This window comes from Nonomuraea sp. NPDC050691, assembly GCF_040654455.1.
GTDB lineage: Bacteria > Actinomycetota > Actinomycetes > Streptosporangiales > Streptosporangiaceae > Nonomuraea.
Map to the genome: position 1 here is coordinate 1 of NZ_JBFAIA010000225.1, position 11405 is coordinate 11405.

10 protein-coding genes, 1 tRNA gene and 1 pseudogene are annotated in these 11405 nt (G+C 68.2%); 9 read left to right on the forward strand and 3 right to left on the reverse strand.

All coding sequences use genetic code 11. The annotated features are described in order from the left end of the window. From AB0H81_RS40525 to AB0H81_RS40565, 9 genes and pseudogenes are all read left to right on the forward strand, one after another. Positions 1–255, forward strand: a pseudogene (locus tag AB0H81_RS40525) (hypothetical protein); the annotation flags it as partial. Positions 256–602: 347 nt separating this feature from the next. Further along, positions 603–1220 (forward strand): hypothetical protein, encoded by a 618-nt coding sequence (locus tag AB0H81_RS40530; protein WP_358386458.1) that lies wholly within the window; start codon positions 603–605, stop codon positions 1218–1220. A 145-nt stretch (positions 1221–1365) separates the two neighbouring features. Next, the gene (locus AB0H81_RS40535) at positions 1366–1833 is read left to right on the forward strand and encodes a hypothetical protein (protein WP_358386461.1); all 468 of its coding nucleotides are present in this window, start codon (positions 1366–1368) and stop codon (positions 1831–1833) included. A 211-nt stretch (positions 1834–2044) separates the two neighbouring features. Further along, on the forward strand, positions 2045–2662 hold the full coding sequence (locus tag AB0H81_RS40540; protein ID WP_358386463.1) for a dihydrofolate reductase family protein: 618 nt from the start codon (positions 2045–2047) through the stop codon (positions 2660–2662). A gap of 557 nt (positions 2663–3219) precedes the next feature. Continuing rightward, positions 3220–4779 (forward strand): amino acid adenylation domain-containing protein, encoded by a 1560-nt coding sequence (locus AB0H81_RS40545; protein WP_358386466.1) that lies wholly within the window; start codon positions 3220–3222, stop codon positions 4777–4779. Continuing rightward, a complete protein-coding gene (locus tag AB0H81_RS40550) occupies positions 4776–6056 on the forward strand; it encodes a hypothetical protein (RefSeq protein ID WP_358386469.1) in 1281 nt (426 codons plus the stop codon). The genes AB0H81_RS40545 and AB0H81_RS40550 overlap by 4 nt, the downstream gene beginning before the upstream one ends. Before the next feature lie 32 nt (positions 6057–6088). After that, complete coding sequence (locus AB0H81_RS40555) at positions 6089–6865, forward strand: enoyl-CoA hydratase-related protein (RefSeq protein ID WP_358386471.1); 777 nt, start codon at positions 6089–6091, stop codon at positions 6863–6865. 24 nt (positions 6866–6889) lie between these two features. Next, positions 6890–7399, forward strand: a complete 510-nt coding sequence (locus tag AB0H81_RS40560) for a sigma-70 family RNA polymerase sigma factor (protein WP_358386474.1) — start codon at positions 6890–6892, stop codon at positions 7397–7399. Next, positions 7399–8070 carry a zf-HC2 domain-containing protein gene (locus AB0H81_RS40565; RefSeq protein WP_358386476.1) on the forward strand — a complete coding sequence of 224 codons (672 nt, stop codon included), beginning with the start codon at positions 7399–7401 and terminating at the stop codon, positions 8068–8070. Before AB0H81_RS40560 ends, AB0H81_RS40565 begins: the two co-directional genes overlap by 1 nt. Positions 8071–8393: 323 nt before the next feature. Here the strand turns inward: AB0H81_RS40565 and AB0H81_RS40570 are convergent. From AB0H81_RS40570 to AB0H81_RS40580, 3 genes are all read right to left on the reverse strand, one after another. Then, positions 8394–8466, reverse strand: a tRNA-Thr gene (locus AB0H81_RS40570). A 20-nt stretch (positions 8467–8486) separates the two neighbouring features. Beyond that, positions 8487–9452 carry a 23S rRNA (guanosine(2251)-2'-O)-methyltransferase RlmB gene (gene rlmB, locus AB0H81_RS40575; protein WP_358386478.1) on the reverse strand — a complete coding sequence of 322 codons (966 nt, stop codon included), beginning with the start codon at positions 9450–9452 and terminating at the stop codon, positions 8487–8489. Between the two features lie 81 nt (positions 9453–9533). Further along, on the reverse strand, positions 9534–10025 hold the full coding sequence (locus tag AB0H81_RS40580; protein WP_358386480.1) for a winged helix-turn-helix transcriptional regulator: 492 nt from the start codon (positions 10023–10025) through the stop codon (positions 9534–9536). Between the last annotated feature and the right edge of the window lie 1380 nt (positions 10026–11405).

The following is an 11405-nucleotide window of genomic DNA, read 5'->3' on the forward strand; positions in this document are numbered from 1 at the left end:
CCCGGCGTCATCACCGTCGACCATGCCGTGGACGCCGCAGGCCGTACGGGCATCGCCGCGGCGAGGGTCGATCCGGTGCTCGGTGAACGGCAGGAATACATTTTCGACCGCAAGACCTATGGCTACCTTGGTGAGCGCAGCGTCGTCACCGATGCGGCCAGGGCCGGAGCACCGGTGGGAAGCGTGCTGACCTCCTCGGCCCAGCTGAAGGTCTCGGTCGCCGATCACGCCCCTGCCGTGGTCGACGAGGACTGACTCACACGGTTCAACGCAAGGATTCATGCGGCTCCTGGCCCCAGACGTTCGAGCCGGGCGAACGGCGGGAGCCGCACGGCGTGACGGCAAGTGGCCATGGTCTCGTATCCATGCTTTCGAGACGAGCCCGGGCGTACCCGCGACAGTGACATTCCCGCAGGCCGGTCTCATAAGTCTCACCCGGCAGATCGACACCCTCAAGGCCGCAGGCATCCCCGAGGAGCTCATCCGGTCCGATCGGTGTACCGGTGCTGCGATCAGCGCTCCGCCACCCCCCGGGCACGCTCCTCGAACCCGCGGGTCGAGGCCCTGACGCGCGCACTTTCGTGACGGATACGTTGAATCCCATGAGCGACGAGACAAGGTCACTGAACCTGCCGGATGTAACCACGGCATTAGCCATGACGCTCGATGCACTCCGAGCTGCGGACACCGACACGGCTTATCGCGTGTGCGGCACAAGCGCCGCACTCCTGCAAGGCGTCACCCTCCCTGCCGGGGACATCGACATCCTGCTCGCAAGCCGAGAAGACGTGGACACGTTCGCCGCAGCACTCTCGGCGTTCCCCTGTCTGTACACCGCCTCGTGGCTCTCCGAAACCTCGCAATACTTCACCAAATTCGAGGTGAACGGGGTGCGGGTGGAGTTCAGCACAGTCGAGCGGCAGGTCGAATCGGACGGGTGGGAATGTGTGGGCAGCGGGCCCTGGCAGCATTACGTCCTGATCACCTGCGGCTCTCACCATGTGCCGGTGGTTCGGCTGGAACTCCGGTTGGTCACGGAGCTCCTGCGAGACCGGGCTGATCGGTATGATCCGCTCCTCGACCACCTGGGCACCCACGGGTTCGACGCCGATCTGCTGCAACGGGCCATGAATGCCTGCCGCATCCCTGCTCATCGCCGGCGACTGGTTCAAGACCGCCTCGGCCGCCCTTCCCTGCCCTTCGCTCCTCCCCCTGCCTGATCAGCCGGAGAGTCTGATCGGCGGCGAAAACAGCTCGATCATGCCGGCTGGCACTGGCTACGCTTGCGGGCGTCTCGCATCACTTCCCGCTGGTTCCGGTGCTCCCACGGAACAGCGACGGTCCAGAGGGGAGCTTGGAGGCGCTGTGGCGATGCCGAAGAAGGGCTCGCGGCCCATCACCGTCGACGGCATCGCCTTCCGCTGGCGTGTCAGCCACAGGCCGACGTACAGCGCGGACAAGAGCTGGAGTCCTCTCACCTTCGCCGTCGAGCGAGCCGAGGGCCCGGGAAGCGTCCTTGTGGTGTCACTCCCCTGCGCCCGGCCGGACAACTGGTCAGGAGAGCGAACGATCGCGATCCGTCCCGTCCTCGTCGCCGGATGCATCAGGCGAGCTCTGGAACAAGGCTGGAAATCGGGGCGACCAGGCCCGACCTTCACCCTCACCGTCACCGAGGACGAACTGGCCTCGTTCCTGGGCGAAGCGCCTCAGTACCTGATCCCCTTCCTCTGGGGCATGATCCCGGAAGGCGGCGGCATCAAGGACCTCCCTCGATGCACCCAGATCTGGAGTCGCGACACGCCGCCCACCGACCAGGCGCCTTCTGATCCGTAGCCAGGCCGGACCCGCCAGGAGCGATCACTGCAAGGTGTCCGCGCTCAGGCCATGCGCGTGATCACCTTCGATCCTGAGGCCCTCTCTGACCAGGATGCGGTTCGGGCCGTCCCACACATGCACTGCGAGGAGCGCGCTGGTCTCTCGCGCGTCGAAGAGAATCAGCACCCTGTCCAGGGGTTGGGAGCACGGCGTCGTCATTCTGGTACGTGTGGTCGACCCAGAACCCATGCTGAGCGACCTGGCCATCCGGCACGGCCCCAGGCCATCCACGGAGGGCAAGGTCATCTACTGGATGAACACCTCGATCGACGGCTACATCGAGGATCCCGACGGTGGCATGAACTTTCTGGACCCCGCCGAGGACTTTCAGCAGGCGGCGAACGACCATGTTCGCCGGACCGCGGCGTTCCTGTTCGGACGGCGACTGTATGAGGCGATGGAAAAGCCCTGGACGCAGGACCTCGGCAAGGAAGACGCCCCGGCCCTCGAGCGGGAGTTCGCCCAGCTCTACAAGGAGACGCCGCGGTACGTCTTCTCCGACATCCTCCAGACCGTCCCCGAAGGGCTCACGATCGTCCGTCGCAAGGACGCCGTGTCCGTGGTGACGCGCCTCAAGCAGGAGATCGACGGCACCCTCCAGCTCGGCGGCCCCGAGCTGGCCGCCTCCCTGCTGGACCTGATCGACGAGTTCTGGGTGTACGCATCCCCCGTGATCGTCGGGGGCGGCAAGCCGTACCTGCCCGTGAGAGAAGAACTGCGGCTACGCCTGGCCGAGCACCGTTCCTTCGCCTCAGGAATCATGTTCCGGCGCTACGTACGCCCCTGACCGACCAGGAGCGGACCCCGCACGGGCGCACCCACGAGGGTGCCGGTGGTCGTACGCCCGTGCGCGATCCTGGCCGAAGTGGCGCCCGCGTCACTGAACCCGCGACCATTCGGCACCACCTTGCACAGGTTCGCGCGAACATGTGCGCTTCGCTGTAGGGCCTTGTTACTCGTCAAATTGCCGATCGCGTCAGTGGGACCGACCACCACACCGACCGACACCGCCTCCGCCACTCCCTCCGCAGCGCGCGTCAGGTCGAAGGCAGCATCGTGCCGCTAGGACGAGATCAATCGACGAGGACGGCTCCATCCCGTACGTCGGGACCGTCGGCGTCTCCGGCGGCACCGCCGACCAGGACGTCCTGGTCGGCGAGGCCCGCGTGCTAGCGGTGTGACACCCGGCAGGCGCCGGGGGCGGTTACCGAGACCACGTCGCAGTCAGGGCGAACCGATGGCGAAAAGTTCACCCCATCGTTGAACCGGTTCGGCGGCTACATCGTTTCGAAGATCAGCCAAGCGCGGACAGCAAGCTCACGTCGACTCAGCGGGAGACTTCCAGTGACACTGCGTCTGAATCGCTCTGCTCTTGTCGATCTTCCTTCTGCGGATCGGATCCTGTTCCAGAGTTTCGGCGCCGGCCCGGAGGGCGCCCCGGCGTTCGACCGCATTCACCATGCCTTCGAGGCCCACGCCAAGGCCACGCCGACCGCGACCGCCGTCACTCATCTCGGCGAGAGCATGACCTACCTGGAACTCGACCGCCACGCCGACCGCCTCGCCGCGTTGCTCGCCCACCGTGGCGTGCGTCCCGGCGACCGCGTCGGCCTGTTCATGACACGGTCAATCCCGATGGTCGTGGGCATCCTCGCGATCTTGAAGGTCGGTGCGGCCTACGTGCCGCAGGATGTCCGGATCACCCCGGCCGTCCACCTGCGCCACATTGTCGACACGGCCTCCGTCAAGGTGATCCTGACCTCCTCTGATTCGGCGCCGAGGATCCCCGCCGGCGATCGTCACGAGGTCATCGCCGTGGACGAGATCATCGCCGTGGACGAGGTCCCGCGCGCGGGCGAGTGGTCCTCGCGAGTCCCGGGCGAGTCGGGCGACGTGGCGGTGGTCATCTTCACCTCGGGGACGACCGGCCATCCCAACGGTGTCAACGTGACCCACGCCAATCTGTGCAACATCCTGCTGAACGAGCCGGGCTCCCTGGGAATCGGCCCTGGCACCAGGGTGGCCCAGATCCTCAACATCGCCTTCGACATGGCGGTTTGGGAGATCCTTGGAGCCCTGTCGCACGGCGCCACGCTCGTCATCCGCGGCGACGACATCGAGGAGACCGTGCGCGACGTCGACGTGGTCATCGCCACCCCGGGAATTCTGGGCTCCCTCGACGCCTCTCGGTGCCGCAACGTCAAGGTGGTCGCGGTCGCGGGCGAGCGCTGCCCCCAGCAGCTGGCGGACACCTGGTCTCGCTTCAGCGCCTTCCACAACGCGTGCGGACCCACCGAGGTCACCATCGTGAACACGATGCAGCGCTACGATCCGCAGCGCGGCGTCCTGACCATCGGCAGACCGCTGCCCAACACCACGGTCTACATCCTCGACCCGAACGGCAGGCCATGCCCGATCGGCGAGATCGGGGAGATGTGGGCGGGCGGCGCTTGCGTGACCGCGGGCTACCTGGGAAACGACGTCGTGACCATGCAGAGGTACCGGCCCGATCCCTTCCGTGGCGGCGGCCACATGATGTTCCGCACTCGCGACCTGGGCCGCTGGACACCGGACGGTGAGCTGGAACACCACGGCCGCACCGACGACCAGGTGAAAGTCAGAGGCTTCCGGGTCGAGCTGGACGCGGTCACCGGCGCACTGGAGCTCACCGCGGACTGCGCCCGCGCCACCACGGTCCTGCGCGAGGGCGAGCTGATCGGCTTCGTCAGCCCGGCGAGCGTGGACGTCGAGTCGGCGAGAAAGTCCGTCGAGCAGTCGCTGCCGTACTATTGCGTGCCCTCCCGCGTCGTGGCCGTGGACGAGCTGCCGATGACCGACCGCGGCAAGGTCGACAAGAACGCCCTCCCCGACCTGATCGACCCGCTGATCGACGTGGTCGCATGACAGTCGCGCGCTCCTTGTCGGATGCGCTCGAACTGCCTCCGCCGCGCTCGGCGATCAGGATCCTCAGCAGTGGCCGACGCTGCATGCACTACAACCGGCTCGCCGCCGTCGTGCTGGCCGTCAACACAGGGTTCCTCGTCCACGCGATCACCGCCGGCTGGTGGGCCGACCCGAGCACCCTGTCCCTCCTGGTGGTCGCCAATGTCACCCTGGCCGTGCTGATCCGCCAGCAGTACGTCATCAACCTGCTCTTTCGCGTGGCCACCGATGCCCCTGTCCGCTGGCCGCTGGCGATCCGGCGCATTCTGGGCAAGGTCTACCATTTCGGTGGACTACACGTCGGCGGGGCGGTCGCGGCCACCCTGTGGTTCGCCGTCCTCACCGGGGTGATGACCATGCGCCCCGCCGGGGTCTCCGCGGGGCTGCTCACGCTCGCGTACGCGATCCTGGTGCTGCTGGTCGCTATGGTGGTCTTCGCGCTGCCCCCGCTGCGGGCACGGTTCCACAACGTGTTCGAGGTCGTGCACCGGTTCGGCGGCTGGACGGTGCTCGCCCTGTTCTGGGCGCATGCGCTGCTGACCGCGGCCCACCAGGCGACGTTCTGGGCGCTCACGGCCGTCACCCTCAGCGTCGCGCTGCCGTGGTTGCGCCTGCGGCGCGTGCCTGTCCGGATCTCCAGGCCGTCGTCGCACGTGGCCCTGCTCGGGTTCGACTACGGCGTCACCCCGTTCGCGGGCTCGTCGACCACCGTGAGCCGTAACCCGCTGCTTGAGTGGCACTCCTTCGCCAATGTGCCCACCCCCGGCCGGAACGGCTTCCGGCTCACCGTCTCGCGGGCCGGCGACTGGACGGGGTCGCTGATCGACGACGGTCCCTCTCACCTGTGGGTCAAGGGCATACCGACGGCCGGCGTCGGCAACATCGACAAGCTGTTCGCGCGCGTCGTCTGGGTGGCCACGGGCAGCGGCATCGGCCCGTGCCTGCCGCACCTGCTGTCCCGCGACACGCCGTCGCGGCTGGTCTGGTCGACACGGCGCCCCCGCACGACATACGGCGACGAACTGGTGGAGGAGATCCTCGCCGTGCAGCCGGACGCGGTCGTCTGGGACACCGACGCCAAAGGCAAGCCCGACCTTCTGGCCCTGGCCTACCGGGCGTATGTGGAGTTCGACGCCGAGGCGATCATCTGCATCTCCAACAAGAAGACCACATGGCACCTCGTCGAACAACTTGAGATGCGGGGTGTCCCCGCGTACGGAGCGATCTGGGATTCCTGACCTGACTGCGCGTGATCTCTGGAGGACGATCCATGGCTTTCCGAACACTGACGGTCGACGAAAATGATGGGATCGCGACGCTCGCCATTGACAGGCCCGGCGTGCTCAACGCCCTGTCCCGGCAGACCCTCACCGAGCTGCAACGCTTCCTCACCGGTCTGACCGGCTTCCGCGGGATGATCCTCACCGGTTCGGGAGAACGCGCCTTCGTCGCCGGTGCCGACATCCGGGAGATGGCGGCGATGACGCCGGAGGAGGGCGAGGAGTTCGGCAGGCTGGGCCAGGAGGTCACCCGGCTGATCGAGGCGGCGCCGTTCCCGGTGATCGCCTGCGTGAACGGGTACGCGCTCGGGGGCGGGTGCGAGCTGGCCATGGCCTGCGACTACATCTACGCGACGGCGGACGCCGTATTCGGCCAGCCGGAGGTACGGCTCGGGCTGATCCCCGCCTTCGGCGGATGCGTGCGGCTGCAACGTCACGTCGCCCCCGGCCGGGCCAGGGAGATGATCTACACGGGCCGCAACGTCGATGCCGGGGAGGCCCTGCGGATCGGCCTGGTCAACCGGGTGTTCGTGACCAGGGAGGAGATGCTGGAGGCGGCGTACGAGTCGTTGGCGCTGATCTCAGCGAACTCACCGATCGCCGTGGCGTTGTGCAAGGAGGCCGTCAACGACTCGCGCGGCCGGGAGATCGGCGCCGCGCTCGACATCGAGGCGCGCGCCTTCCGCCGCACGTTCACCAGTGAGGACATGCGCGAGGGCACGCAAGCCTTCCTGAGCAAGCGAAAGCCCGTTTTCCCAGGAAAGTAACCCCCTTCTCACATGGGTGTGGACATGACCGATGCGCATGCGGCACTCCTGCGGGCACTGTACGACGAGCACGCGCCCGCGCTGTGGCGCTTCGTTGTCCGCTTGACTGGCGACAACCAGTTCGCCCATGACGTCGTCCAGGAAACGCTGCTACGAGCGTGGAAGAGTCCGGAGGTCTTCCACAAGGGTGAGACGGCGTCGCGCGCCTGGCTGTACACCGTGGCCAGGAACGTGGTGATCGACCACAGCCGCAGCGCGCGGGTACGCCGGGAGGTCGGCACCGACCGGCTCCCCGAAACATCCAGCGCCGACCAGGTAGACGCCACACTCGACGCCTGGCTGGTCACCGACGCCCTCGCGCAACTGTCGGAGAACCACAGAACCGTCATCGTGCGCACCTATTATGGCGGCGAATCCGTCGCCGAACTCGCCGACGAGCTCGACCTGCCGGCCGGCACGGTGAAGTCGAGACTGCATTACGCTCTCAGGGCCCTGCGACTCGCGCTGCAGGAAAGGGGGGTTACCACTCATTGATGTCCTCAACGGATCCGTACGCGGAATGGGACGCGGCGTACGTCATCGGGGCCCTGTCACCCCGCGAACGACTCGAGTACGAAGAGCACCTGAGCGGATGCGGCCCCTGCTCGCAGGCGGTCGCCTCGCTCGCCGGCATACCCGGCATCCTCTCGGCCGTCCCGGCGGATCGCGCCCTGCGCCCGCCGCACGCCGACCCCTCGCTTGCCGAGGTGCCGGCGACTCTGCTGCCCGAGCTGATGGACTCCAGCCGGCGGGCCCGGCGGTGGGGCCGGATACGTACCGCCGCGGTCGCCATCGCGGCGGGCCTTGCCGGGGTGATGGCGTCCCCGCTCCTGACCGAGCGGCAGGAGGCCGCCCTGCCGATGGTGCAGACGACTCCCAGCCCTGTCACCGCCGAGGTGCGCGTCATCCAGGAACCCTGGGGCACCCGAGTGGAGCTGACCTGCCGTTACGCCGTGCCCGCCGACCCGGGCCCGGCCAAGACGTTCGAGTACGCCATGTACGTCACCGACCTTCTGGGCAGCAGTACCAAACTGGCCACCTGGATGGCGTCGCCCGACACCACGACCATGCCCGTCGGCACGACCGGGCTGACCATGAAGCAAATCAGGAGCATCGACGTCCGGCTCACCAAGAACGGGCTCGTCCTACTCGACAGGCACCTGTAGCGGCCGACTCCGAGGGCGGCGCTCCGGGACTCCGGGGCTCCGGGACGACGGCTCCGGGTTCGCCGACCCGCAGGCAACGCGCGGTACCTCTTGTACTGTGACTTGTACTGTGGCTCACCCAGGACGGTCAGAACGAGCCGGTCGCGGTACGCATCCCACCCCCGTCCGACTGGTAAGCCGCGCCGCGACCGAAGCCATGTCCAGCGCTCTCCTGGGGGAAACAGCCCCGGTGGCTCCCAAAGACACCGAAGACACCGGTTGAAGATCGGAAAACAGAAGGCCCCTGACGGCGTAATGCCTGTTCAGGGGCCTTTCCGATGCAGAGCCGACGAGGGGAATCGAACCCCTGACCTTCTGTTTACAAGACAGATGCTCTGCCGATTGAGCTACGTCGGCGCGGCCTACCAGTGTAGAGCCTAGCGACTCCTGTGACGAGCGGCCTCGTACAGCGCCACTCCCGCCGCCACCCCCGCGTTCAGCGACTCCGCCGCCGAGCGCATCGGGATGCGGGCCACCACGTCGCAGTGCTCGCGCACCAGCCGGGACAGGCCCTTGCCCTCCGAGCCGACGACGACCACGAGGGGTTCCGTCAGGAGGTCGACGTCGCCGATGTCGGTGCGGCCCTCGCCGTCCAGGCCGATCACGAACAGGCCGGCGTCGCGGTACTCGCGCAGCGCGGCCGTGAGGTTGGCGGCGCGGGCGACCCGGAGGTTGGCGAGCGTCCCCGCGGACGTCTTCCAGGCGCCGCCCGTGACGCCCGCCGAGCGGCGTGAGGGGATGAGCAGCCCGTGCGCCCCGAACGCGGTGGCCGAGCGGGCGATGGCGCCCAGGTTGCGCGGGTCGGTCACGCCGTCGAGGGCGACGATCAGCGGCGGCTCCGCCGCGTCCTGAGCCAGCTCGACCAGCTCGGACGGGTGCGCGTAGTCGTAGGCCGGGATCTGGAGCACGATCCCTTGGTGCACGGCGCCTTCGGTGAGGCGGTCGAGCTTGTCGCGCGAGGACTCCAGCAGCGCGATGCCCCGCTCGGCCGCGATCTTGATCGAGTCGCGGACGCGGTCGTCGTTCTCGATGCGCTGTGCCACGTACAGGGCACTGGCCGGCACCCCGGCGAGCAGGGCCTCCAGCACCGGGTTGCGACCGCCGATGTACTCGGGCGCGTCCTCCGAACGCCTCTGCCGCGCCGCGGCCGGGCGCCGCACGCCGCCACCCCGCTCCTCGCGGGCGACACGCTCGGATCGCGCCTTGTCCTTGTACCAGTGGCGCATCTCGGCGGGCGGGGTCGCGCCCCGGCCCTCCAGGCCTCGGCGGACCTGACCTCCGGTGCCCTTGGACGGGCCCTTCTTCTTCGCGGGCCTGCCCGACGCCCTACCACCAGCTGCCATGCCATCAAGGGTACTGGCGGGCACCACCCACTCATGCCCGCCCATTTCTGCCCTGCTTTCCCGGTTGCCGGGTCTTCGGCGTCAGGCCTCCTGCGCCGCCTGCCCGTGCCTGGACTCCGGGCGGGGCAGCCTGAAAAGCGACTTCAGTCTCCCCACCGCCTCCGTGTCCCCCGACACCCGGGCGACCCCATGCCTGATGGCGTCCGCCTGCTGCGCCGCCCCCAGCACGGTCTCGATGGTCCCGTCGTGGACCCGCGCATAGAACACCTCGTCCGCGATCCGGAACTCGTACACCACCCGCACCCCTGACGCCGCCTCCGCGTCGAAGCAGGCCCGCAGCCCGAGCACCGCCCAGCCGGCCCGGAACGCCTCGTTCTCGCGGCGCTCGCCCATCGCCCACTTCATGCCCCAGCGCGCGAGGGCGAGGACCGCGGGGGCCAGCTCGGCGCCCGCCTGCGTCAGGGCGTACGCGGGCGTGCGGGCGGGCGGCGGCAGCACGACCTTACGGACGAGGCCCTCGCTCTCGAAGTGCTTCAGCCGTGCCGCGAGCAGGCCCGTACCGAGACCGCGCACTGAAGTAGCAACTTCAAGATGGATAGGTTCCAGGGCGTCAATGCGGTGTGCAGCGCCACGGGGGCTGTAGGGGGAGCGTGGCGAGCGTGGAACAACTCGCAGGTCAGTGGGTGTTGATGGGCATGTTCGGTCTGCTGGGTGGCGGTCGCCGAGAGCTGGTTCGATTCGGTTGGCCTCCTTCGTCACCACCCCATCGCATCCCCTCATCGCGCCCCCTCGCGAGTTGGCGGTGGGTGCGCATTGGGGGGCGGCCAGGCCCGGCCTGAGGATCGGGCCGAGAGTCCGCCCCTGGGGCGCCCGGTCCAAGCCCGCCCCCTGAGGCCGCCGGGCCCAGTCTGAGGGGCGAGGCTGCCGGGCCGAGTCTGAGCGGCGGGGCCGCCGGGCCCGGCCTGAGGGGCGGGGCGAGAGCCCGGCCTGACGGTGGTTGCGACACAGGCGCCGATGCGCTCCGCACGGCACGCCCGGTGGGCGGGGTGGGCGCCGTCCCCGGCGCGCTCGCTCACCTAAGCGAGACGCCTCTGGTTGAGCGGTTCGCCCAGCGAGCTCGGGCCAAAGCAGGAAAGTCGCCGGATGGGCGCGAATATTACGAAATTTTCAATCAAGCCACTCCGAGTAGGAGGAGTCGGTAGACGAGACGACCGGGAAGGTCATTCATGACGTACACCCACAGGAACGGCGGTGCGAGCGTCACGCGTCACGGGCGCGAAAGCTCGCCGCTTTCGCATGAGACGGTCGCGGACGAAAAGGGGGCGCTGAAAAGGGTCACGGGCGAGAGGCTCGTCGGCGAAAGAATCACGGACGTTGGAGGCTCGGGTCAGAGCGTCACACACCAGAGCGTCACGGCTCAGAACATCGTGGACGAAAGACGTTTGGGTCAGAGCATCGCACGCCAGAGCTCTCCTACTGGTCAGAACGTCACGGACTCAAGAAGGTCGGGCCAGAGCGTCACAGACGAGATCTGCGCAGCCGAGCCCCGCACAAACCAGGGCGTCACAGACCAGAGCGTCATGTGTGAGTGCGTCACAGATGAAGGGGCCGCGAGTGGAAGGGGATCGCTTCAGAAAAGCCCAGGTAGGAGGGGCATGGACAAGGGCCTCGCGAGGCCACCGTTCTCTGCTTGCGACGTTCGGGAAAGCGATGTCTGCGGCCCTCGGGAAAGCTGTGCCTGCGGCGTTCGGGGAGACGGTGTCTGCGGTCGCCGGGGAGGCGGTCGTGGGAGAACGCGATCAAGGGCCCATCGACGTTCGGTGGTGAATGCCCAGGTCGGTACGCCTGAGGGGCGGGAAAGGTGCGAGGCGGGTACCGTGCGGCGGCGACAGCGGAAGGGCACGGGCGGGGCGGATGTCACCGTTCCCCGGCTCGTACACCGCTCCCTGCGCG